We start from the raw sequence: 23292 nt of genomic DNA, 5'->3' as shown, positions 1-23292 counted from the left end.
CTTTAACACGAACCGCCGCAAGAGAATGATCAAGTTTTTCCTGTTCATCAAGAAGATCCATTTCGTATTGATCTTCATCATTCTCGAAGCGTTTGCGATACACTATTACGCAAACAGCACCAGCTACACGAAAGCGAAGCTGATTACCGCCTCCAACTATGTTGTAGGCGGTATCTATTCGCAGATATCGGGACTGAACAGCTACCTGCACCTGAAAAAGGAGAATGCAGCGCTGACTGCCCGGGTAGCGCTGCTGGAAAACGAACTCGACGGTTTGCGGCGCGACGGCAGCGATCCGGCCGTACCGCCGGACTCGCTGCTTTTCACCGAAGATTCTGTCGCCGGCCGACGGCAGTTCGCTTACTTCCCGGCTCGGGTCATCAACAACTCGATCATCCGGCAGGAGAACTACATCACGCTGAACCGCGGCGTCGAAGACGGCTTGCAGCCCGATATGGCGGTCGTGGCCGACAGGGGCATCGCGGGTTACGTAATGAACTGTTCGGATCATTTCGCCGTGTGTATGTCGGTGCTGAACCGCGGCTTCAAAACGAGCGGAAAGATCAAAGGAACCGACTATTTCGGATCGGTTTCGTGGGACGGCGCGAGTTACGAATACGTCATGCTGACCGAAATCGCAAAATACGCGCAGATCCATGTCGGCGACACGATCGTGACGACCTCGCACTCGTCACGGTTTCCGCCGGGGCTCATGATCGGCACGGTGGCGGACTTCGAACTGAACAACGCGACCTATTACGACGTCCGGGTAAAACTGCATACCGACATCGCCGCACTGAACAACGTAGTGGTGATCAAATACCTGGACGCCGAAGAGCGCGAAACGCTGGAAAACGACGTTTCGATGACTTCGGCCGCTGTGCAATAGAGCGGCCAAACACACTGCAAACGACGAAGAAACGATGTACAGAACGCTGGAATATACGATCCTATTCGTGGTAATGGCCCTGTTGCAGGTTTTCCTGTTCAGCCGGATCGGGGTCAGCGTCTACATTCATCCGCTGGCCTACGTCGCCTTTATCATCCTGCTGCCGATGGAGATCGCGCCGCTGCTGTTGCTGACGCTCGGACTGTTGATGGGCGTCACGATGGACGTTTTCATGGGAACGGCCGGAATCAACACGATCGCCACGCTGTTCGTCGCATTCTGCCGCCCGACGCTGCTGAACCTGCTGGCCGGCAAAGACGAGGTGAAGGACGGCGGAATTCCGAACGTCAACCGGCTCGGGATCAAAAAATTCATCAAATACGCCTCCTTCATGGTGCTGCTGCACAGCACGGTATTCTTTATTTTCGAAACGCTGTCGCTGCACTTCTTCTACCTTACGCTGCTGCGGATCCTCCTGAGTTCGGCGGTTACGCTGCTGCTGGTGTATTTCTGCCAACGCCTGTTCTCGGTCAACCGTCAAAAACCGTAACGCCGTGGATACCCCCCGCCGAATCAAAACCTTACAGGGAGTCGTCATCGTCATCGCGGCGATCGTCCTGCTGCGGTTGTTCTATATCCAGGTGCTCGACGGCAGCTACAAGACGAATGCAGACAACAACGTCCTGCGCTACATGGTGCAGTACCCGCCCCGGGGCGAAGTTTACGACCGAAACGGACGCTTCCTGGTACAGAGCAAAGAGGCTTACGACCTGATGGCGACCCCGCGCGAAGTGCGGCCGTTCGACACCGCGCTGATGAGCCGCATCCTGGGCGTACCGGTCGAACAGATCCGCAAGGAGCTGATCAAAGCGTCCAATTTCTCGCGCCGTAGGGCGTCGGTCATCGTCAAACAGTTGCCCAAAGAGACCAAACTGCGCCTCGAAGAGCACCAATTCCCCGGATTCTTCACCGTTTACCGCACCGTCCGGTCGTACCCGACTAAAATGGCGGGCAACCTGCTGGGATACGTCGGCGAAGTGGACGACCGGATCCTGGAACGCGACCCGTACTACCGCAGCGGCGACTACATCGGGCGCAGCGGCATCGAACAGGCCTACGAAGAAGTGCTGCGCGGAGAGAAAGGAGTGAAAATCGAAATGGTGGACGTGCACGGTATCCCGAAAGGCTCCTATGCGAACGGTATTTACGACACGCTGCCGTCTCCGGGCGTGGCGATCACCTGTACGATCGACGCGCGGCTGCAAGCGCTGGCCGAAGAGTTGATGGAAGGCAAAGTGGGCAGCGTCGTCGCGATCGAGCCGGAAACGGGCGAAATCCTCGTGATGGCCAACAGTCCGACCTACGACCCGGACGAACTGGTGGGCCGCGATCGCGGCAACAACTACATGAAACTGCTCAACGACCCGCGGCGGCCGCTTTACAACCGCGCGGTCATGTCGTTCTACCCCCCCGGTTCAACGTTCAAAGTGATCCAGGGACTCATTGGAATGCAGGAGGGCGTGCTGTCGCCGTCGCAAACCTATCCCTGTCACGGAGGATACCCGTACGGGCGCGGCGTCAAATGCCACGCGCACGGATCGCCGCTCGACCTGGAGGCAGCCATCGCGAACTCCTGCAACGCCTACTTCTGCTACGTTTTCCGGAATATCATCGAAAACAAAAAATACAAAAACATCGAGGAAGGTTTCGGCGTGTGGGCGGACTATGTTCGCAGTTTCGGGTACGGCCGCAAACTCGGAACGGACTTTACCGGCGAACTGAACGGGAACGTCCCCTCCTCCGAATTTTACGACAAGGCCTACCGGGGCCGATGGAACGGACTCACCGTGATCTCGCTGTCGATCGGGCAGGGCGAGCTGGGCTGCACCCCGTTGCAGATGGCCAACATGGTGGCTACGGTCGCCAACCGGGGCCATTACCGCACTCCGCACGTGGTCAAGCGGATACACGACCGCGACTCGATCGACGCGCGGTTCTACGTCAACCACACCACCCGGGTGGACGCCCGCTGGTTCGAACCGATCGTCGAAGGGATGTACCAAGCGGTCAACGGCGGCGGAACGGGCCGGATCGCGATGGTGCCGGGCCTGGATATCTGCGGCAAGACCGGTACGGCTCAGAATCCGCACGGGGCCGACAACAGCACATTCTTTTGCTTCGCCCCGCGAAACAACCCGAAGATAGCCGTCTCGGTCTACATCGAAAACGGGGGATTCGGCGCCACCGTCGCAGCCCCGATCGCCAGCCTGCTGACCGAGCTTTACCTCACCGATACGATCCAGCGCGCGCCGCTGGTGGAATACGTCAAAAACAAACAGATCGCCTACCCGTATTATGAGAGACAACAGCGAAAATAGACTCGCCGTGGGCGGCGTGGACTGGGTGGCGGTGCTGGCATACGTTCTGCTGGTGCTGATGGGCTGGCTGAATATTTACGCCGCCGTCTACGACGACGCGCATGCCAGCATCTTCGACGTCGGCCAGCGTTACGGGATGCAACTGGTCTGGATCGGGGCGTCGGCATTCATCGCGGTGTCGATCTTGCTGATCGACGACAAGTATTACCACGTGCTGGCCTACCCGCTGTATTGGATCATGATCCTGGTACTGGTCGGCGTGCTGCTATTCGGCAAGGAGGTCAACGGCGCGAAAGCGTGGATCATGCTGGGCCCGGTGGCGATCCAGCCGACCGAGTTCGCGAAATTCACCACCGCGCTGGCGCTGGCCCGTTACATGAGTTCCTACACGTTCGACATCCGCAAGCCGGGCGATCTACTGCGCGCGGGCATGATCGTCGGACTGCCGGTGCTGATCGTAATCCTGCAGAACGACACCGGTTCGGCCCTCGTATACGGCTCGTTCCTGTTCATGTTTTACCGCGAAGGGTTCAACGGCTGGGTCTACGTGGCGCTGATCATGATTATCTCGCTGTTCGTCTTTTCGTTCCTGCTCGAACCGGTCACGCTGCTGATCGTGCTGATCCTCGTCTGCGCGATCGGCGAAGGGGTGTCGAACGGCAACTGGAAAAGCAAAGTCACCTACCTGGCCGGACTGGCGCTCGGCTCGATCCTGCTCTACCTGCTGTTCAACGCCGTCCTGCGGATCGGCATGAGCTGGCACACGGCCATTTTGATCGCCGCCGTGCTGTCGGTCGGAGCCGTGGTCGCCTACGCTTACCGGTACAAAATACACAATATACTGACGTTCATCTTGCTCTTCTTCGGATCGCTCGGATTCACCTACACGATCGATTACGCTTTCCAGCACCTACAGATACACCAACAAAAGCGAATCCTCGATCTGCTGGGCCTGGAATCCGACCTGAAAGGCTGGGGCTACAACGTAAACCAGTCGAAAATCGCGATCGGATCGGGCGGTTTCAGCGGCAAAGGCTTTCTCGAAGGGACGCAAACGAAATTCAATTTCGTCCCCGAACAAAGTACCGACTTCATCTTCTGCACGGTCGGCGAAGAGTGGGGATTCCTGGGCAGCGCCGTCATCGTCGTCCTGTTCACCGTCCTGATCCTGCGGATCATCCGGATGGGCGAGCGTCAGATGGAACCCTTCGGCCGGATCTATTGCTACTGCGTGGCGTCGATCTTTCTGTTCCACGTAGCGGTCAATATCGGCATGACGATTGGTATCATGCCGGTAATCGGCATTCCGTTGCCGTTTTTCAGCTATGGCGGCTCGTCGCTGATCGCCTTCACGATCCTGCTCTTCGTAGCGATCAAGCTGGACGCATCCAAACACGAACTGTTAACATAACCCTAATCAGCCATACACCATGTCGAATTCCCTGAAAGGACTCACGCAGGACGAAGTAATCCGAAGCCGCGAACAATACGGCGCCAACCTGCTCACCCCGCCGAAACGCAAATCGCTGTGGCGCCTGTTCATCGAAAAATTCAACGATCCGGTCATCCGCATCCTGCTGGTGGCGGCCGTGCTGTCGCTCGGGATCGGTTTCATACATAATGAATTCGCCGAAGCGATCGGCATTTTCTGCGCGATCTTCCTGGCTACCGGCGTCGCATTCTGGTTCGAATACGACGCGATGAAGAAATTCGACGTGCTGAACAGCACCAACGACGACACGCCAGTGAAAGCCGTCCGCGACGGAGCCGTCGCCGAGATCCCGAAAAAAGAGGTCGTGGTCGGCGACATCGTCCTGCTCGAAAGCGGCGAAGAGGTGCCTGCCGACGGAATTCTGCAGGAAGCCGTGTCGCTGAAGATCAACGAATCGACGCTGACCGGGGAACCGCAGATCGGCAAAACGACCGACCCGGCCCATTTCGACAAAGAATCGACTTATCCGTCCGACCACGTCATGCGCGGAACGACCGTGGTCGAAGGCCATGGCGTCATGCAAGTGACCGCCGTAGGGGACGCCACCGAATTCGGCAAAGTCGCCGAACAAGCCACCGTCGAGAGCAATGAAGAGACCCCGCTGAACCTGCAACTGCAACGCCTGTCGAAGCTGATCGGACGCGTCGGCATCTCGCTGGCGATCGTCACGTTCGCAGCGCTGATCGTCAAAGGTATGCTGACGGGCGACTTGTTGACGGCCGACTGGCTGACCGTCGCAACCGAAGTGTTGCAATACTTCATGGTAGCCGTCACGCTGATCGTCGTGGCCGTGCCGGAAGGATTGCCGATGAGCGTCACGCTGTCGCTCGCGGTCAACATGCGGCGGATGCTCCGTACGAATAACCTCGTCCGGAAAATGCACGCCAGCGAAACGATGGGAGCGATCACAGTGATCTGCACCGACAAGACCGGCACGCTGACCCGCAATGAAATGCGCGTTTACGAAACCAAATTCTCCGAGGACGGGATCGACCCGCTGATCCGCGAAGGAATCGCCGCGAACTCGACCGCCTTCCTGGACGCGAACGGCAAAGTGATCGGCAACCCGACCGAAGGGGCATTGCTGCTGTGGCTCAAAGACCGGGGCGCCGACTACGCCGCGCTGCGCAACGCCGCGGAGACGGTCGATCAAATGACCTTCACCACCGAACGCAAATTCATGGCGACACTGGTCGACTCGGCTTCCGGCAAACGCATTCTCTACATAAAAGGCGCTCCCGAAATCATCCTGGCCAAGTGCGCCGGTTTCGGGGCGAAAGCCGAAGTGGAAAAGCAACTGTCCGCCTACCAGAACATGGCGATGCGGACGCTCGGATTCGCTTACGCCGTATGCGACGGCGTGGATACCTGCGACGAAGCGCTCGAACGCTGCCCGCTGCATTTCATCGGGATCGCCGCCATCTCCGACCCGGTACGCGACGACGTGCCGGCCGCTGTGGCAGAGTGCTTGTCCGCAGGCATCGACGTGAAAATCGTTACCGGCGACACCCCGGCGACGGCCAAAGAGATCGGTCGACAGATCGGCCTGTGGACGGCGGAAGACACCGACCGCAACCACATCTCCGGCTCCGAATTCGCCGCGCTGAGCGACGAGGAACTGCTCGAACGGGTACAGTCGTTGAAGATCATGTCGCGCGCGCGGCCGCTGGACAAACAGCGGCTCGTAAGACTGTTGCAACAAAAAGGGGAAGTGGTGGCCGTCACCGGCGATGGCACGAACGACGCGCCGGCGCTGAATTTCGCGCAGGTCGGACTGTCGATGGGTACCGGAACCTCCGTAGCCAAAGAAGCCAGCGACATCACGCTGCTCGACGACTCGTTCAGCAGCATCGCCACGGCCGTGATGTGGGGCCGCTCGCTGTACCGCAACATCCAGCGGTTCGTACTGTTCCAACTGACGATCAACTTCGTGGCGATCATCATCGTACTGTTCGGCTCGATTTTCGGCAGCGAATTGCCGCTGACCGTCACGCAAATGCTGTGGGTCAACCTGATCATGGACACTTTCGCGGCGCTGGCGCTCGCTTCGCTGCCGCCGAGCCGCAGCGTGATGCGCGAAAAACCGCGCAAAAACAGCGACTTCATCATTTCGCGCCCGATGATGCGCTCGATCGTCGGCGTCGGACTGCTTTTCGTCGCCGTACTGCTCGGCATACTGTACTACTTCGGATCGGCAATCACGATCTACGAGCTCTCCGCATTCTTCACGGTATTCGTCATGCTGCAATTCTGGAACATGTTCAACGCGAAGGGATTCGGCACAACCACCCCGATCTGGAAAGCGGTCGGGGGCTGCGCCCCGTTTTTCGGCGTGCTGCTGCTAATCTTGGCCGGTCAATTCATCATCGTAACCTGGGGCGGAAACGTCTTCCGCACGGTTCCGCTCTCCGGCTGCGACTGGCTGACTATCATCGGAGCCACTTCGCTGGTGATGTGGGGCGGCGAGTTGACCCGCGCGCTGAGTTCCCGCCGCAGGCACACAACGAAATAGACCGGGACGCAGAAGGGCAAGCTATCCGACCCCGGCGCACCCGGGAAACAGGCGTGCGAACCACGATTTTCCGGAAGCGATCCGCACCCCATTGCGGTAACAGGCGCCCGCTTCTTCTGCCGGATAATATCCTTCGAACAGGTCGACGATCAGATCGGCTTCGAACAACGTTTCGAAGCCCAATTCAATGGTTTTTTGCACATTGTGGTGCAAACCGACCACGTCGACGATCCACTGCGCGTCGGCAGAAGCGAACGACCCTTTTCAATATCCGATCCACCCTGTTTTCCATACGCTTCCGTTTAGTCCGGCCGGCAATTCCGGCCCTTTCCGCAAAATTAGGAAAAAGGGTATAAAATTGCATATCACCGTTAAAAAACATACATTTGTCAACTAACCAATCACAAACGCCATGAAAAAACATACTTTCCTGACCGGACTGCTGCGATGGATCGTTGCAGGAGTATTTATTTTTTCGGGGTTTGTCAAAGCCGTCGATCCTTGGGGCACGGCCATCAAGTTCGGAGAATATTTCAACGCCTTCGGAATGGGTTGGCTGTCCGGAGCCGAATACGCCTTTTCGATCCTGCTGTCCGCCTCGGAAATGCTGCTGGGATTCTGCCTGCTGTTCCGTATCCGGGAAAAGAGCGTCACGACACTGTTGACGATCCTGCTCGGATTCTTCACGCTGCTGACTTTCGTGCTCGCCCTGTGGAACCCGGTGGCCGACTGCGGCTGTTTCGGCGACTTCGTCAAACTGACCAACTGGCAGACCTTTTTCAAAAACGTAATCCTGCTGCTGTTTACCGTCGTCCTGTGGCGCACGGCTTGGAAACAGCCTTTCAGACAGCACAACCGTTACGCCTCGACAGTCGAATGGAGCATGATCTTTTTCTTCGGGCTGCTGTCGTCCGGGATCGGACTGTACAGCCTGCGCCACCTGCCTCCGATCGACTTTTTGCCGTTCCGCATCGGCGTGAACATTCCGTCGCAGCTGGAAGGTTACGGCAACGATACGCAGACAACGCTGATCTACAAGGACCGCACGACCGGACAGCAACGCGAATTCGACCTTGCCGATACGACCTGGTACGACACGCTGCGCTGGGAATACGTCGACACCCGAATCGTAGAAAACAACCGCAAGCGGCGAAGCGAAATCCAGGACTTTTCCGTTTTCAACGCCGACGAGAATTATGCGCCGACGCTGCTGGCTTCGACCCGCGAAGTTTTCCTGATCGCGCTGAACCCGATCGACCGGCCGTTGTCTTCGATATGCAGCCGGCAAATCGAACAAACCGTGCGCTATGCCGTGAAATACAACTACCCGGTCGTATGCGTCACCGCTTCTGCGTTACCCGAAGACGGGAAAATAACTTTCGGCGACAGTCGTATCCCGGTTTACAACATGGACGGCACGACGCTGAAAATGCTGATCCGCGCCCGGGCGGGACTCGTACTACTGAAAGAGGGGACGATCCTCGGCAAATGGAACTGCCGCGACATCCCGAATTTCGAACGGGATTACGACGGCCGGACGCCGCTCGAAACGGTCACCGAACGGCGCGACCGCAACAACCGCATCTGGCCGCTGGGCCTCCTTGCAGCCGCCTTGGCGTTCATTTACGTCGCCTATACGTCACGACGCGTCAAAGAATAATTTTTTTCGAAAGTCGATCCGGAATGTCCGCGGCCCGAAAACCGCGGACATTCTTTTCATAACCGTCCGCCGCCGGACGGCATGGCATGATTTTAGCTGAAGGTCAGCCATATCAGACTATCGCTTATGAATGCCAAACTCATTTTCACCGCCGGCATCCTGGTGTCGCTGCAAAGCTGCGGCCATTCCGGGACACAACCCGCGCAACAAGAGATCCGCCCGGTAAAAGTATACGCCACCCAACCGCTCGGCTCGGTCGACAAGGACTTCGCCGGCATGTCCGTAGCCGACGATATTTCGAACCTGGCTTTCCGGATCTCGGGACAGATCCTAAAGATGAACGTCATCACCGGCCAGAGCGTCAAAAAAGGGGATGTAATCGCCGAGATCAACCCGCGCGAGTATTCGCTGCAAATGGAGGCCGACAAAGCCACCTACCTGACCGCCCGGTCGCAAATGGAGCGAAACAAACGGCTGCTCGAGAAGCAGGCGATCTCCCGCCAGGACTACGAAATGGCCGACGCCGCCTACGTCCGTGCGAAATCCGCTTACGAGAATTCTCAAACGACCCTCGCGGATACCCGACTGCGCGCGCCGTTCGCAGGGGCCGTCGAAAAGAAGTACGTAGACAACTACCAGCAGGTGATGGCCGGCGAACCGGTCGTGCGGCTGGTAAACCCGATCACCGAGAGCGTCATGTTCACGATGCCGGAGAGCGGATTGCAGACATTGAAGATCCCCGGCATCCGGTTCTCGGTAAAATTCGACAATTACCCGGGCGTCACGTTCGGCGCGCGGCTGAAAGAATACGTGCAGACCTCGACGCAGGCGACCGGCATCTCCGTCACGTTGACGCTCGAGGGAGAGAACCTGAAAAAATACGACATCGCTCCCGGCATGTCGTGCATGATCAACCTGCGGGTGAACAATCCCGACCGCCCCGGCCTGACGGCCGTACCGCTGACCGCCGTATTCGAACGCAACGACAGCAACTACGTCTGGACGATAGACCGCGAACGCCGCACCCGGCTGAACCGGGTCGAACTCGGCGAGCCGATCGGCAGCGACATGATCGCCGTCGAGAGCGGATTGCTGCCCGGCGACACGGTCGTCACGGCGGGCATCTACCGGATCAATCCGAACGAAACGGTAAAAATCATCAAATAACCGGACCATGAATCTACCCCGCTACTCGCTCGACAACCGCAAGGTTATCTTTTTTTTCCTGGCCATACTGCTCGTCGGCGGCATTGTCGCTTTCACGCAACTGGGCAAAAAGGAGGACTCGCCATTCGTCATTAAAAGCGCGGCGATCGTCACCCGCTATCCCGGAGCGACGCCCGAAGAGGTCGAACAATTGATCACCGAACCGATCGAACGCGAAATCCAGTCGATGCGCCGCGTCTACAAGATCACGTCCGAGTCGTGGTACGGCATGTCGAAAATCATGATCGAACTGCAACCCTCGACGCCGGCCGGCGAGATGCCGCAGATGTGGGACGAACTGCGCCGCAAAATCATGAACGTGCAGCCCGCGCTGCCCGACGGGGCGTCGAACATCTCGGTCAGCGACGATTTCGGCGACGTCTTCGGCATCTATTACGGACTCTCGGCCGACGAAGGATTTACCTACGAAGAGATGCGCGACTGGGCGCAGCGAATCAAGACCGAACTGGTGACGGTGCCCGGCGTGCAGAAAGTCACGCTGTTCGGCGAACAGAACGGGGTGGTGAACGTCTACCTCAGCATGTCGGCCCTCGGCAACCTGTTCATCACGCCCGACGAAGTAATCCGCATCCTCAGCGGGCAGAACACGCTGGTCGGCAGCGGCGAAAAAATGGCCGGCCAGATGCAGATCAAGATCATCGAAACGGGAACTTATAAGAACCTCGACGACATCCGCAACCAGATTCTGACCTCGACCCAGGGTCTTCAGGTGCGCCTGGGCGACATCGCCCGGATCGAAGCGGGCTATGCCGAACCGCCAGGCACACTGATGCGCGTCAACGGCCGGCGGGCCATCGGGATCGGCGTTTCGACCGACCCGGAAAAAGACGTCGTCAAAACCGGCGCGCTGATCGAACGGAAACTGGCCGAGCTGAACCCGCAGATACCGATCGGCATCACGCTACAGACGCTCTATCCGGAAAACCAGATCGCTCGGGAAGCCAACAATACCTTCATCGTCAACCTGATCGAATCGATTTCGATCGTAATCGTACTGATCATGCTGATCATGGGTCTGCGCGCCGGCATATTGATCGGCAGTTCGCTGATCTTCGCCATCGGCGGCACGCTGCTGATCATGCAGTTTCTCGGCGTCGGCCTGAACCGTACTTCGCTGGCCGGATTCATCATCGCGATGGGAATGCTGGTCGATAACGCGATCGTCGTAACCGACAACGCGCAAAACGCGATCCTGCGCGGCGCGCGACGACGGCAGGCGCTGATCGACGGAGCCACCGGACCGCAATGGGGCCTGCTCGGAGCCACGTTCATTGCGATCTGCTCGTTCCTGCCGCTGTACCTGGCCCCGTCGGCGGTCGCCGAGATCGTCAAACCGCTGTTCGTCGTCGTAGCCATTTCGCTGTTGCTGAGCTGGATGCTCGCGCTGAGCCAAACCCCGCTATTCGGCAGCTACATTCTGAAAGAACAAACGCAGGCGGCTCCGCGAGACCCTTACGACCGGAAATTCTACCGCCTGTTCGACCAGTTGCTCGAACGGCTGATCCGCCGGCGCTGGTGGGTCGCGGGGATCATGGTCGCGCTGTTCGCCGGGTCGCTGCTGGTCATGGGAGCCATGCCGCAAAATTTTTTCCCGAACCTCGACAAGCCCTATTTTCGGGCCGACTGTTTCCTGCCCGACGGCTACAATATCCGGGATATGGAACGGAACATAATGCGGCTCGAAGAGTGGTTGTTACGGCAACCGTCCGTTAAGAACGTCTCGGCGACGATGGGCAGTTCTCCTCCGCGGTACTACCTGGCCAGCACTTCGTTCGGCCCGAAACCCAATTTCGGCAACCTGCTGGTGGAATTGACCGCGAAAGACTCGACGGCGGCGGTGGAGGAGCGTTTCAACGCCTATGCCCGCGCCAATTTCCCCGACCTGCTGGTACGCTCGTCGCTGTTCAAACTGTCGCCTGCGGTCGAAGCGGCCATCGAAATCGGATTCATCGGTCCCGACATCGACACGCTCGCCGCGCTGACCGAACAGACCGAAAGGTTGATGCGCGAGATCCCGGAAGTCACCGACATCCGCAGCAGTTGGGGCAACCCGATCCCGGTCTGGGAACCCGTTTATTCGCAGGAAAAAGGGCCCCGGCTCGGCATCACGCGACTCGCGGCAGCCCAGCAGATGACCATCGCCACCTCGGGCTACCAACTCGGCGAGTACCGTCATAAGGATCAGTTCATGCCGATTCTGCTGGTCGACGACGACCGGGCCGATTTCAACCTGAATAACCTGCGATCGGTGCCGATCTACTCGCCGAAAGGCAATGTCTATCCGCTCGAGCAGGTCGTCGACCGTTTTGATTTCGGATTCCGTTACGGCACGATCAAGCGCTACAACCGCGAACGGGTGATGATGGCCCAGTGCGACCCGGTACGCGGAGCCAATACGAAAGCGGCTTTCGGCAAGGTGCTCGAACAAGTGCGGTCGCGGATCGCGCTGCCCGAAGGCTACGACCTGAAGATCTTCGGCGAAGAACAGGGACAACAGGAGTCGAACGCTGCGCTGGCCGCCAACATGCCGCTCACGTTCATACTGATATTCATCACGCTGCTGCTGCTGTTCCGTACCTACAAAAAACCGGTCGTCATCGTGCTGATGGTGCCGATGATTTTCATTGGCGTCGTCGTCGGCCTGTTGGCTACCGGCAAACAGTTCGACTTTTTCGCGATGCTCGGCCTGTTGGGACTCGTCGGCATGAACATCAAGAACGCCATCGTACTGGTCGACCAGATCGGCGCCGAAACGGCAGTCGGCAAAAGCCCCTACGACGCCGTTCTGTCGGCGACCCGATCGAGAATCGTCCCGGTCATGATGGCCTCCGGCACCACGATCCTCGGTATGCTGCCGCTGCTGTTCGATTCGATGTTCGGCGGCATGGCCGCCACGATCATGGGCGGACTGCTGGTCGCTTCGCTGCTGACTATTCTGGTACTGCCCGTCGCTTACTGCCTGTTTTTCGGAATCCGTAAACCGGCGCCTGCAAACCCTTAAAACAAACCCCGCAATGCGTACGAAATTCATATACCTATTACTGATCGCAGCCGTATCCGGCTCCGCCGCCGCCCAGGACACGCTCTCGCTCGACGACTACCGACTCCGCGTCCTGCAATACAGCTACACGCTGAAACAGGCCGCCGAGCAGACCCGCGCCGCAGAGGCCGCCGTCCGGGGCAGCTACACCGGTTTCCTGCCTCAACTCAGCGCCGACGGCGACTTTTCGATCAACTTCCGAAAACGTTTTCAGAGCGACCGGCTGCTGAAACCCTATTCGTTTTCGTTGCAGCCGGCTCTGGTACAGCAAATTTACGTCGGAGGAAGCGTCCGCGATAGTTACCGACAGGCGCAGGTGAATCAAGATCTGTTCCGGTTGCAGGAACAGCAATCGGAGCTGGACGTCGCCTACCTGGCCGAATACAACTACTGGAATCTGGCTTCGAACAAAGCGCTGCTGGACATCACGACCCGCTACGAAGCGATCGTCCGCGAAATGTTCAACGTAGTGCAGACGCGTTTCGACGACGGCTACGTAGCCCGCAACGACCTGCTGATGATTCAGACCCGATTGCAGGAAGCTGAATTCAGCCGTATACAGATCGAAAACGCCTACCGTATTTCGCTGCACAATTTCAACATCCTGATGGGAGAAAAACCCGACGCGCCCCGCCATGCGGCCGACTCGATCACGCAATCCGTTCCGCCGTTGCAGGAGATAGCCCCGGAAGAGGCCGTCCCGTCGCACCCGTCCTACCTGATCGCCGGCAAACAAATCGACCTACAACGGTACAACGTCAGACTGGCGGCTTCGCGGTTCAACCCGCAGCTCTCGGCCGGCGTGCAGGGCATTTGGAACACCCCGTCGCCGAACTATCACGGACAGACCCGGATCGACGGGCTGGCATTCCTACGGCTGAACATCCCGATTTTCCACTGGAACGAACGGCGTCACACGGTCCATGCGGCCGAAGCGACGCTCCGCTCGTCGCAGTATGCGCAGGCCGCCGTCGCGGACAACCTTTCGGTAGCGATCTCGAACGCATGGACAAACATCACCGAAGCGAATTTGCAGATCGCGACCGCCCGCTCAAACCTCGACGTCGCACGCGAGAACCTGTCGCTGAACACGTTCAGCTACAACGAGGGGGTACTGACCATCCTCGACGTCATATCCGCGCAACTTTCGTGGTTACAAGCTTATACGAACGCCGTAACGGCCCATTTCAACGAAAAGGTCGCCATTTCGGCCTATAAGAAAGCGATCGGCCGCTACGATTTTTCCAGATAATCCGCACGACCGTCGCCACCGCACGACCGCGGCTTACAGTGCGATTTCCAGAAACAAAGCGGCCATCCGTTTACGCCTTCTCTACCCCGCGATCTCGCTCAATTCGAGCCACCGCATACTTTTTTCGTCAATCAGGGCGATCACCTCGCCGATCCGCACCGATTTGGCGGTAAGCTCCCCGACAGATAGGCTACCGCTGCCGAGCAGTCGCTCCAGCTCGGCCTTTTCCTGCTCCAACTGCGGAATCTCCTGTTCAAGCCGTTCCATCTCTCGGTTTTCCTGATACGTCCGCTTGCGTTTGCCGGACGGCGCGGACGACTGTTTCGGCATTTGCTTTTCCTGTATCTTCTTGTTCTCCCGCGATCCGGCCGCCCGTTCTTCGGACTCTTTCAGCCGTTTCCACTCAAGGTAATCGCTGTAATTCCCCGGAAAATCTTTGATCTGCCCGCCGCCCTGGAAAACCAGCAGGTGATCGGCTACTTTGTCCATGAAATAACGGTCGTGCGAAATTACGATCAAACAACCGCCGTAACCCTGCAAGAACTCTTCGAGCACTTGCAGCGTCATAATATCCAGGTCGTTGGTCGGCTCGTCAAGCACCAGAAAATTCGGATTGCGCATCAGCACCGTGCAGAGGTACAGCCGTCGCCGTTCGCCGCCGCTGAGTTTTTCGACATAATCGTACTGCGTCTGCGCCGTGAACAGGAAATACTGCAAAAATTGCGACGCGCTCAACCGGCGCCCTTCGCCCAGCTCGATATGTTCAGCGATTTCGGTCACCACGTCGATCACCTTCGCGCCATCGTCGAACGACAGCCCGTCCTGCGAATAGTAGCCGAAACGGACCGTCTCGCCGATATCGATCGTCCCGGCATCCGGCTGCACCAGCCCCATCAGCATCTTGATAAAGGTCGATTTTCCGGTGCCGTTGTCGCCGACGATACCCATTTTTTCGTAACGGGCGAAACGGTAGTCGAATCCGTCGAGAATCACCTTGTCGCCGAAACGTTTGGAAAGCCCCCGCACCTCGAAGATCTTTTTCCCGATGTAAGCCGCTTTGACGTCCAGCCGCACATCTCCGCTCTCGCGGCGCTTGCGCAGCCGTTCCTCGAGTTCGCCGAACGACTCGACCCGCGAACGCGCTTTCGTCCCGCGCGCTTGCGGCTGCCGGCGAATCCACTCCAACTCGGTACGGTACAGATTGTTATCGCGCTCGCGTTGCGCATCGGCCGCATCGAGCCGCTGCTGCCGCTTTTCGAGATAAAGGCTGTAATTGCCGTGATACACGTACGCCTGCCGGTCGTCGATCTCAACGATGTCCGAGCAGACCCGGTCGAGGAAATAACGGTCGTGAGTCACCATCAGCAAGCTCAGTCGGGTATGAGCCAGATATTCTTCGAGCCATTCGGTCATCTCAAGGTCGAGGTGGTTCGTCGGTTCGTCGAGGATCAGCAGGTCGGGTTCGGCGATCAGCGCATTGGCCAGAGCGACCCGCTTGACCTGACCGCCGGACAACTGTCCGGTCGGCTGATCAAAATCCTTAATTTTCAACTGCGTGAGGATCTGCTTGACCCGCGATTCGTAGTTCCAGGCATCCTGCGCGTCCATTTCGGCCATCGCCCGGTGCAAAACGTCTTCGTCTGCCGACGCCACCGCCTGTTCGTAGGCGGCAACGGCGCGCAACGCGGGCGAATCGGCCAGGAAACAGGCGTCCAGCACGGTCGTTCCTTCGGGAAACGCGGGATTTTGTTCCAGATAAGCCACTTTCAGATCCCGGCGGAACGTGATCCGCCCCGCCTCGTAATCCTCGCGCCCGGCAATGATGTTGAGCAGAGTCGTTTTGCCCGTCCCGTTCTTCGCAATCAGTCCGATACGCTGACCTTCGCCGACTCCCAGCGACAAATTTTCGAAAAGCACCCGGTCGCCGAACGATTTGACGAGCCCCTCCACCTGAAGATAACTGACCATAAACTCCCTTTTTTCGTACAAAGATAAAAAGTTACGGCCGATTCATCCGGTTTTTCATAGTCAGGTCCGGAAAAATGCAACGGAAAAGAAAACCGGAGAGAAACCGTCGCAAAAAAATCCACCCGTTTCGGAGTGGATTTTAAATCGAACGTTTCCGGCAGAACTACTTCGCAACTTCCTGCTGAGCCTGCTGGATCATGTTATCGTTGGCCGTAATCAGGATCTCCACGCGGCGGTTCTGCGCACGCCCTTCCTCGGTCGAGTTGTCGGCGATCGGCGCATCGTAAGCCAGTCCGCGCGTAGTAATCCGGTTCGGATCGATCTTCTGACCTATCAAATAGTTAGATACGGCCTGCGCACGTTCCTCGGACAATTTCTGATTGATCTCGCGGCTGCCCGTATTGTCCGTATGACCGTAGATCGCCACGTCCGTCTCGGGAGATTGGGCCAGCGAAGAAGCGAATTTCTTCAGCGCCGAACGCGAAGCGTCGCCCAGTTCGCTCTTTCCGGTGGCAAACAGGATCTTGTCGTCGAATGTCACCTTGATGGCGGGCACGTTGTTTTCGTCGGTCACGGTTTCGACCTTCGCGCCCTCGATTTTTTCGAGTTCGGCTTTCTGCTTGTCCATCCGCTTACCGATCAACGCGCCGACTCCCGCGCCGACTCCCGCGCCGACCAGCGTACCGATCGCGGCGCCCTTACCGCCTCCGGCCAACGCGCCGATCCCGGCGCCGGCAACGGCTCCGCCGCCGCCGCCGATCGTAGCGCCTTTACCCGTAGAACTCATGTTCTGAAAAGCCGCGCAACCGGTCATCAGCAATGCCGCCGACAACATGGCGGCCATCGAAAATTTTCCTGTTCTCATATCCGTCGCAATTTACTCCGATACTTATCGGATAATAGTCTCCTCACGGTCGGGTCCCACCGATACGATCTTCACCGGCACGCCCGTCTCTTTTTCGATAAATTCGATATATTCCTTCAGTCGGGTGGGGAACTGATCGTAGTTCCGTATCCCGTTGATGTTGCAGTTCCATCCTTCGAACTCCTTGTATACCGGAACGATCTCCCCGTTGACCTCATACGGGAATTCGGTCGTCTCCTTCCCGTCCACCTTATAGGCTACGGCGACTTTCAGTTTTTCGAAATCGTTCAGCACGTCCGACTTCATCATGATCAGCGCGGTCACCCCGTTCATCATCACCGAATAACGCAGCGCCACCATGTCGAGCCATCCGCAGCGGCGCGGACGCCCGGTGGTAGCACCAAATTCCATGCCGATCCGGCGCATCTTCTCGCCGTCCTCGTCGAACAGCTCGGTCGGGAACGGACCGCTGCCGACCCGCGTGCAGTATGCCTTGAAAATCCCGTACACATTGCCGATCCGCGACGGAGCCACCCCGAGACCGGTGCAAACCCCAGCGCAAAGCGTATTGGAAGAGGTCACGAAAGGATAAGTGCCGAAATCGATATCCAGCATCGATCCCTGAGCCCCTTCGGCCAGGATCGCCTTGCCCTCGTCGAGCAACCCGTTGATTACGTGCTCGCCCTCGATAAAACGGAAACGCTTCAGGTTTTCGATCCCTTCGAGCCACTCCTTCTCGTAATCGGTGATATCGAACTGGAAATCGTATTGCCGCAGCAATTCCAGATGTTTCGCTTTCAGTCGCTGGTAACGCTCTTCGAACGCGGGAGAGAGAATATCCCCTACGCGCAACCCGTTGCGTCCGGTTTTGTCCATGTAGGTCGGGCCGATTCCTTTCAGCGTCGAACCGATCTTGGTCTTGCCTTTGGAAGCTTCGGAAGCCGCGTCGATGATCCGGTGGGTCGGTAGGATCAGGTGCGCCTTTTTGGCGATCAGCAGCTTGCTCTGTACGTCGACGCCGTCGGCCTCCAACGTGGCGATCTCGTCGGACAGGATCACCGGGTCGATCACGACGCCGTTGCCGATGATATTGATCGATCCGTCGCGGAAAATCCCGGAAGGAATCGTGTGGAGCACGTATTTTTTGCCTTCGAAATGAAGGGAATGTCCGGCGTTCGGCCCACCCTGGAAACGGGCGATCACCTGATAGTCGGGGGTCAGTACGTCCACCACCTTTCCTTTACCTTCGTCACCCCATTGCAAACCTAAAACAACATCTATTTTTTTCATTGGTACGGTTAGAATAATTTCACAACGCAAAATTGCTTTCAAAGGTACGTAACTTTTTCATAACATAAAAGACGTCCGCAAAATTTAAGCGCTATTTTCGCGCCCGGCAAGAACGCTGGAACGAAGGGCGGTACCGCCCCGGAAACAAAAGCGCGTCAAAAGCGAAATCGGCGAACGCCCGTCCCGCAGCACGGAGCCGCGACGGTTCGATTGCGGACGATACTACTTTCGCCCGTCCGTCCGTTAATTTAACCGGAAAACACTCGGGGGTTTTCGGTAAAATAATTAACTTAGCACCTTAAAACGGGAATGCGAATGCGAAAAATACTGCTGATTCTGTTGTTGCTGGCAGCCGTCGGGCCGCACCGGGAAACAAAAGCGCAACTCAACAAGGCCTACTTTTTCTACGTGGGACAGAACTTCCTGATCGACAGCAAGTATCAGGATGCGATCGAGGTGCTCAATATCCTGTTGCGGGTCGACTCGACCGCCACCGAGGGTTATTTCCTGCGCGGCATCGCCAAATACAACCTCGACGACCTGCTGGGCGCCGAACAGGATTTCACGCTCGCCATCCGCCAGAATCCGGTTTTTACGACCGCCTACCAGTACCGCGCCATCACCCGTTCGCGGCTGGGCAATTACGACGACGCCCTGAAAGATTTCCAGGAAGCCATCGACCTGCGCCCCGACCGTCCCGGCCCCTATTACAGCCGCGGAGTCACCTTCCTGCTGAGCCAACAGTTCGAAAAAGCCATCGCGGATTTCACGACTTTCATCCGCTATGACAACAAGGTCTCGGACGCCTACCTGAACCGCGGCACCAGCTACCTGTACATGAAGGACACCACGCGCGCCCTGGAAGACTACAACCAGGGCATCCGCACCAACTACTACGACCCGAACGGTTACAACCGTCGCGGCTCGCTGTATCTGAGTCAGAAAAAATACGACCTTGCGAAACAGGATTTCGACCGGGCGATCGGCTACGACTCGACTTTTATCCCGGCTTATTTCAACCGGGCGCTGGTCTACTCGAACACCCGGCGGCCGGTCGACGCCATCGAAGATTTCAGCCGGGTGATCGAACTCGACTCGACCAGCGCGCTGACCTATTTCAACCGGGCGATCTTGCGTACGCAGATCGGGGACTACAACAAGGCGCTGGAAGACTACGACCGGGTGGCGCTGTACTCTCCGAACAACGTGCTCGTCTACTATAACCGGGCCGGCCTGTACGCCCAACTGGGCGATTACGACGCGGCCATCCGCGACTATTCGCGCGCCATCGAGCTCTATCCGGACTTCGCCAACGCCTACCTGAATCGCTCGTCGCTACGTTACGCGACCAAAGACCTGAAAGGTTCGCGCAGCGATAAGGAAACCGCCGACCGGAAAATCGCCGAATACCGCTCGAAGCTGAACGACAGCACCTTCTCGATCTACGCCGACACGAGTCGCCAGTTCAACCAACTGCTATCGTTCGAAAATAATTTCACCGACGAAGAATACCAGCAGGTCAATGCCAAAAGCGCCGACATCGCGCTATTGCCGCTGTTCAAATTCTCGTTGGCACAACCCGACAGCACCCGGAACGCCGAGATTCCGCAGCAGTTCCAGCCCTATTACTCGGAAGAAGCCGAGCGTTTCAAAAAGCAGATCGGCCTGCCGCTGTTGAAATGGGTGAACCGCGACAGCGACGTTCCGCCCGATTCGCTGATCGCGTTCGATGCGGCGAACGGCGATTCGATCCGGACGGGAAGCGACTCATGGCAGATCTATTTCAAACGGGGACTCTCGCAATCGCTGATCAAGCAGTACACCAGCGCCATTTCGAACTATACGGCGGCGATCGACCGCAACCCGTCCAACCCGTTCCTGTACCTGAACCGCAGCACGACGCAAAGCGAGATGATCGACTTCGTCTCGTCGATCGACAACAGCTTCCAGCGGATCGCCATCGAAAGCGACCCGGCCAACCGCCTCAAGACTCAATCGACCCGTACGTACAATTACGACGAGGCGATCGGCGACCTGAACAAGGCGATCAAGCTGTTACCCGATTTCGCCTACTCGTATTACAATCGCGCCAACCTGTACTGTCTGTCGGGACAAATGTCCGAGGCGTTGGAGGATTACACGCGGGCCATCGAGCTGAACCCACAGTTCGGAGAGGCGTACTACAACCGGGGACTGATCCAGATCTACCTGAAAGACACCCACAAAGGATGTCTCGACATGAGCAAGGCCGGGGAACTGGGTATCCAGCAAGCTTATAAAGTATTGAAAATATACGGGCAGCCGGGCAATAAATAGCCCGGCTACGACGACACCGGCAGCGAACGCGCCGCTTCCGGGTCGACGGAAAAAGACTAACAGCAAACCGATCCGATGAAAGAGATCATACGGAAAAAAATGGCCGCGTCGCCCGTCCTGCGCTGGACGGTACTGGGACTGGTATCGTTCACGATGCTGACCGGCTACGTCATCGCCGACGTCATGGCGCCGCTGAAAACCCTGCTCGAACAGCAGCTCGGATGGGACAGCTCCGACTACGGGCTGTTCACGAGCGGTTACGGCTGGCTCAACATCTTCCTGCTGATGCTGATTTTCGGCGGTATGATCCTCGACAAAAAAGGCGTCCGTTACGCCGGCGTCCTGTCGGTCGGGCTGATGATCGGGGGCACCCTGCTGAAATACTGGGCAATCACTGCCGACCTCGGCGGAGCGGTCTCGTCGTTTTCGATCGGAGGGCATTCGCTTTTCTCGGTCAAATCGCAGGTGCTGTACGCGACGCTCGGATTCGCCGTTTTCGGCGTCGGCGTCGAAATGATCGGCATTACGGCCAATAAAGCGGTCGTCAAATGGTTCCGCGGACGGTCGCTCGCGCTGGCCCTCGGCATCAACGTAGCGGCGGGACGGATCGGAACCGCGATCGCGATGTTCGGGTCGCTGCCGCTGGCTCGGATGACGGGCAATCCGGGCGCTCCGCTCGCCGTATGTCTGTTGCTGCTTTGCATCGGTCTGCTGAGCTTCCTGGTTTTCTGCGTGCTGGACCGGCGGGAAGACCGGGAAACGGAAACGCTCCCCGGCACGGAAAAAGAGGAAGAATTCAAACTGTCCGACATCGTCAAAATAGCGAAAATCAAAGCTTTCTGGTACATTACGATCCTTTGCGTGCTGTTTTATTCGGCCGTTTTCCCGTTCCTGAAATACGCCACCGAACTGATGATCCAGAAATTCCACGTATCGCCCGGATTCGCAGGCGCGATACCGGCCCTGCTGCCGTTCGGAAACATCTTGCTCACCCCGTTGTTCGGCAGTATTTACGACCGACGGGGACACGGGGCTACGATCATGCTGATCGGCTCGGCGCTGCTGGTCTGCGTATACACTCTGTTCGCAATCCCGGCGCTCACGGCAAACTGGATGGCCGTCGTGCTGGTACTGGTACTCGGAGCCGCCCTTTCGCTGGTGCCGTCGGCCATGTGGCCTTCGGTGACGAAAATCGTCCCGTACCGGATGCTGGGCACCTCCTATTCGATGATTTTCTGGATACAGAACTGGGGCCTGGCCTTCGTCCCGCTGTTGATCGGCGTCGTGCTCAAGAACCATTGCATCGCCGGCACCGTCGTGATCGACGGCGTGGTATCCACGCGCTACGACTACACGCTGCCGATGCTGATTTTCGCCGGATTCGGGGCACTGTCGATCGTCTTCGCGCTCCTGCTGCGCCGTGAAGACGCCCGCAAAGGATACGGACTTGAAAAACCGAACGACGAATTGCAAACGAACTCAACCACTAAAACTCAAATACCATGAAAAGAAGAGATTTTTTACGCGTCACACTGGTCGGAGGCGCCGCAGCGGCGGTAGCGCCGCTCGATTTATGGGGAAAAGGAACCGGCAAATCGGGTTTTACCCTCTGGCAACTTCCTTCTCAGGTAGACACGATCGGAAATTCGTTCGTTTTTCTGACGGACAAAGGGCGCGTCGTCGTCATGGACGGCGGAATGAACGACGAAACGCTTTTCCTGCGGGGATTCATCGCCGCACTCGGCAACGAAGTGGAAGCATGGTTCACGTCGCATCCGCACAACGACCACGTCGGCGCGCTGACCAAGATCCTGCAAAAACCCGACGGCATGAAAATCAATAAGGTATACCACTCCCGTTTCTCCGACTCGCTGCTCGCCTGCGAGGCCCCCTATCAACAATATGCGCTGGACTATTACGAAGCGCTGGACAAATCGGGCATCGAGGTGGCGAACCAGACCGAACCGGGGCTGACCGGACAGATCGACGGCCTGAATTTCAAGATCCTGGGAGTGACCAACGAAGAGTTCCGCACGAACCCCTATAACAATTCCAGCATGATCATCCGCGTGTGGGACAAAGCCAAATCGCTCGTATTCCTCGGCGATGCCGGCGTCGAGTGCGGCAACAAAGCGCTGAACGGCCCCTACCGCAAAGACCTCGACTGCGACTACCTGCAAATGGCCCATCACGGGCAGCAGGGTTGCGACGAAAACTTCTACAAAACGATCAATTTCAAAGCCTGCCTCTGGCCCACGCCGACTTGGGTATGGAACAACGACCAGGGGAAAGGTTTCAACACCGGCCCGCTGAAAACGATCGACACCCGCCGCTGGATGGATGAAAAGGGAATCAAAGAGCACCACGTCAGCTGTCTGGGACTGTTCAAACTCGGGTAACCGA

16 protein-coding genes and 1 pseudogene are annotated in these 23292 nt (G+C 57.7%); 12 read left to right on the top strand and 5 right to left on the bottom strand.

The features are described from left to right. Positions 1-25: 25 nt before the first annotated feature. The 5 genes from mreC to PGR91_RS03020 are packed head-to-tail and all read left to right on the top strand — an operon-like array spanning position 26 to position 7271. Complete coding sequence (gene mreC, locus PGR91_RS03040) at positions 26-889, top strand: rod shape-determining protein MreC (protein WP_101573561.1); 864 nt, start codon at positions 26-28, stop codon at positions 887-889. Positions 890-923: 34 nt separating this feature from the next. Next, positions 924-1439 carry a hypothetical protein gene (locus tag PGR91_RS03035; RefSeq protein ID WP_055203060.1) on the top strand — a complete coding sequence of 172 codons (516 nt, stop codon included), beginning with the start codon at positions 924-926 and terminating at the stop codon, positions 1437-1439. Positions 1440-1443: 4 nt separating this feature from the next. Then, positions 1444-3267 (top strand): penicillin-binding protein 2, encoded by a 1824-nt coding sequence (gene mrdA, locus PGR91_RS03030; RefSeq protein WP_055203058.1) that lies wholly within the window; start codon positions 1444-1446, stop codon positions 3265-3267. Further along, the gene (rodA, locus tag PGR91_RS03025) at positions 3245-4678 is read left to right on the top strand and encodes a rod shape-determining protein RodA (protein WP_118655623.1); all 1434 of its coding nucleotides are present in this window, start codon (positions 3245-3247) and stop codon (positions 4676-4678) included. Before mrdA ends, rodA begins: the two co-directional genes overlap by 23 nt. A gap of 19 nt (positions 4679-4697) precedes the next feature. After that, on the top strand, positions 4698-7271 hold the full coding sequence (locus PGR91_RS03020) for a calcium-translocating P-type ATPase, PMCA-type (protein WP_118655621.1): 2574 nt from the start codon (positions 4698-4700) through the stop codon (positions 7269-7271). Positions 7272-7292: 21 nt separating this feature from the next. Here PGR91_RS03020 and PGR91_RS03015 read toward each other — a convergent pair whose 3' ends face one another. Next, complete coding sequence (locus PGR91_RS03015) at positions 7293-7454, bottom strand: hypothetical protein (RefSeq protein ID WP_153497711.1); 162 nt, start codon at positions 7452-7454, stop codon at positions 7293-7295. A 229-nt stretch (positions 7455-7683) separates the two neighbouring features. On the opposite strand from PGR91_RS03015, the gene PGR91_RS03010 reads away from it, so the two are divergent. The 4 genes from PGR91_RS03010 (at position 7684) to PGR91_RS02995 (ending at position 14450) form a co-directional block, all read left to right on the top strand. Continuing rightward, the gene (locus PGR91_RS03010) at positions 7684-8931 is read left to right on the top strand and encodes a BT_3928 family protein (RefSeq protein WP_118457925.1); all 1248 of its coding nucleotides are present in this window, start codon (positions 7684-7686) and stop codon (positions 8929-8931) included. Between the two features lie 126 nt (positions 8932-9057). Then, a complete protein-coding gene (locus PGR91_RS03005) occupies positions 9058-10098 on the top strand; it encodes an efflux RND transporter periplasmic adaptor subunit (protein ID WP_101573571.1) in 1041 nt (346 codons plus the stop codon). 7 nt (positions 10099-10105) lie between these two features. Beyond that, positions 10106-13159, top strand: a complete 3054-nt coding sequence (locus PGR91_RS03000; RefSeq protein ID WP_118655618.1) for an efflux RND transporter permease subunit — start codon at positions 10106-10108, stop codon at positions 13157-13159. Between the two features lie 13 nt (positions 13160-13172). Next, positions 13173-14450, top strand: coding sequence for a TolC family protein (locus tag PGR91_RS02995; protein ID WP_101573575.1), 1278 nt, complete (start codon positions 13173-13175; stop codon positions 14448-14450). An 81-nt stretch (positions 14451-14531) separates the two neighbouring features. Here the strand turns inward: PGR91_RS02995 and PGR91_RS13560 are convergent, their stop codons facing one another. The 4 genes and pseudogenes from PGR91_RS13560 to PGR91_RS02980 form a co-directional block, all read right to left on the bottom strand. After that, positions 14532-14795, bottom strand: coding sequence for an ABC transporter C-terminal domain-containing protein (locus PGR91_RS13560; RefSeq protein ID WP_409049095.1), 264 nt, complete (start codon positions 14793-14795; stop codon positions 14532-14534). A 41-nt stretch (positions 14796-14836) separates the two neighbouring features. After that, a pseudogene (locus tag PGR91_RS02990) lies at positions 14837-16418 on the bottom strand (ABC-F family ATP-binding cassette domain-containing protein); the annotation flags it as partial. A 163-nt stretch (positions 16419-16581) separates the two neighbouring features. Beyond that, positions 16582-17283, bottom strand: coding sequence for an OmpA family protein (locus tag PGR91_RS02985; protein ID WP_101573577.1), 702 nt, complete (start codon positions 17281-17283; stop codon positions 16582-16584). A 24-nt stretch (positions 17284-17307) separates the two neighbouring features. Beyond that, a complete protein-coding gene (locus PGR91_RS02980) occupies positions 17308-18573 on the bottom strand; it encodes an adenylosuccinate synthase (protein ID WP_055203044.1) in 1266 nt (421 codons plus the stop codon). A 315-nt stretch (positions 18574-18888) separates the two neighbouring features. Here PGR91_RS02980 and PGR91_RS02975 point away from each other — a divergent pair, with 315 nt between their 5' ends. The 3 genes from PGR91_RS02975 (at position 18889) to PGR91_RS02965 (ending at position 23288) form a co-directional block, all read left to right on the top strand. After that, positions 18889-20889 (top strand): tetratricopeptide repeat protein, encoded by a 2001-nt coding sequence (locus PGR91_RS02975; RefSeq protein ID WP_101573672.1) that lies wholly within the window; start codon positions 18889-18891, stop codon positions 20887-20889. A 75-nt stretch (positions 20890-20964) separates the two neighbouring features. Beyond that, positions 20965-22395, top strand: coding sequence for an MFS transporter (locus tag PGR91_RS02970; protein WP_118655616.1), 1431 nt, complete (start codon positions 20965-20967; stop codon positions 22393-22395). After that, the gene (locus PGR91_RS02965) at positions 22392-23288 is read left to right on the top strand and encodes a ComEC/Rec2 family competence protein (RefSeq protein WP_118457931.1); all 897 of its coding nucleotides are present in this window, start codon (positions 22392-22394) and stop codon (positions 23286-23288) included. Before PGR91_RS02970 ends, PGR91_RS02965 begins: the two co-directional genes overlap by 4 nt. Positions 23289-23292 lie beyond the last annotated feature (4 nt).

Origin of the sequence: Candidatus Alistipes pullistercoris (assembly GCF_027665465.1) — a bacterium.
Classification (GTDB): Bacteria; Bacteroidota; Bacteroidia; order Bacteroidales; family Rikenellaceae; genus Alistipes_A; species Alistipes_A hominis.
This window is presented reverse-complemented; position numbering and strand designations above follow the sequence as displayed.

Coding starts and splice junctions, on each gene's coding strand:
- mreC (WP_101573561.1), top strand. CDS start 26: ATGATCAAGTTTTTCCTGTTCATCAAGAAGATCCATTTCGTATTGATC.
- PGR91_RS03035 (WP_055203060.1), top strand. CDS start 924: ATGTACAGAACGCTGGAATATACGATCCTATTCGTGGTAATGGCCCTG.
- rodA (WP_118655623.1), top strand. CDS start 3,245: ATGAGAGACAACAGCGAAAATAGACTCGCCGTGGGCGGCGTGGACTGG.
- PGR91_RS03020 (WP_118655621.1), top strand. CDS start 4,698: ATGTCGAATTCCCTGAAAGGACTCACGCAGGACGAAGTAATCCGAAGC.
- PGR91_RS03010 (WP_118457925.1), top strand. CDS start 7,684: ATGAAAAAACATACTTTCCTGACCGGACTGCTGCGATGGATCGTTGCA.
- PGR91_RS03005 (WP_101573571.1), top strand. CDS start 9,058: ATGAATGCCAAACTCATTTTCACCGCCGGCATCCTGGTGTCGCTGCAA.
- PGR91_RS03000 (WP_118655618.1), top strand. CDS start 10,106: ATGAATCTACCCCGCTACTCGCTCGACAACCGCAAGGTTATCTTTTTT.
- PGR91_RS02995 (WP_101573575.1), top strand. CDS start 13,173: ATGCGTACGAAATTCATATACCTATTACTGATCGCAGCCGTATCCGGC.
- PGR91_RS02985 (WP_101573577.1), bottom strand. CDS start 17,283: ATGAGAACAGGAAAATTTTCGATGGCCGCCATGTTGTCGGCGGCATTG.
- PGR91_RS02980 (WP_055203044.1), bottom strand. CDS start 18,573: ATGAAAAAAATAGATGTTGTTTTAGGTTTGCAATGGGGTGACGAAGGT.
- PGR91_RS02975 (WP_101573672.1), top strand. CDS start 18,889: ATGCGAAAAATACTGCTGATTCTGTTGTTGCTGGCAGCCGTCGGGCCG.
- PGR91_RS02970 (WP_118655616.1), top strand. CDS start 20,965: ATGAAAGAGATCATACGGAAAAAAATGGCCGCGTCGCCCGTCCTGCGC.
- PGR91_RS02965 (WP_118457931.1), top strand. CDS start 22,392: ATGAAAAGAAGAGATTTTTTACGCGTCACACTGGTCGGAGGCGCCGCA.